The following is a 275-nucleotide window of genomic DNA, read 5'->3' on the forward strand; positions in this document are numbered from 1 at the left end:
ATGAGGTTGGCTTCGATGATGTGAGTAACTTTAATAAGACATTTAAAAGAATTGAGGGGATTTCACCTAGAGAATATCGTAAACAGAATAAAATGCTTTAAGGAACAACGTAATTAATTGTTATTACGTGTTACCGAGGCAACTGACGAACACAATGATCCCATTTGCAGAAGAAAAGTAGTGATGATAACCAGTACGCCTGGAGTTTCCAAGAGATGTTGCCTTAGCTATAACTAATCAACTGTAAAAAAGGGCCGAAGTTCATTAATTTTGAT

At 35.6% G+C, this 275-nt stretch carries 1 protein-coding gene; it reads left to right on the forward strand.

The genetic code is table 11. The features are described from left to right. Positions 1-101, forward strand: a 101-nt coding sequence (locus tag KVT27_RS27380) for a helix-turn-helix domain-containing protein (RefSeq protein WP_217582168.1), incomplete at its 5' end; no start/stop codon positions are given. Between the last annotated feature and the right edge of the window lie 174 nt (positions 102-275).

The sequence above is a fragment of the Lysinibacillus sp. GbtcB16 genome (assembly GCF_019091145.1).
In the GTDB taxonomy this organism is placed as follows: domain Bacteria; phylum Bacillota; class Bacilli; order Bacillales_A; family Planococcaceae; genus Lysinibacillus; species Lysinibacillus fusiformis.